At 58.3% G+C, this 235-nt stretch carries 1 protein-coding gene; it reads right to left on the reverse strand.

Annotated elements, in window-relative coordinates:
* Nucleotides 1–235 (reverse strand): hypothetical protein (locus SB724_RS21850; protein ID WP_410573174.1); only part of this gene is annotated, 235 nt, incomplete at both ends.

The following is a 235-nucleotide window of genomic DNA, read 5'->3' on the forward strand; positions in this document are numbered from 1 at the left end:
GTTCACGATGCGCTGCGCGAACGCCGCGCATTCCTGCCGCAAGACCTCGAGGTCGTAGAGCAGTGGCCAGTCGTTTGCAATGACTACGAGAGCCCCAGGGAACGGCTCGATTGTCCGTGCGAACAGGCTGGCGTACGACTCAAGCGAACGAGAAGCCTCAGGTTCGTTTTCACGAGTCGTTATGGACGGATGTCGGTCAATCGCGCCTATAACGCCGCTGACGCAGAAGAAAATC

It is taken from the genome of Bacillus sp. SIMBA_031 (genome assembly GCF_046535225.1).
Classification (GTDB): domain Bacteria; phylum Bacillota; class Bacilli; order Bacillales; family Bacillaceae; genus Bacillus; species Bacillus velezensis.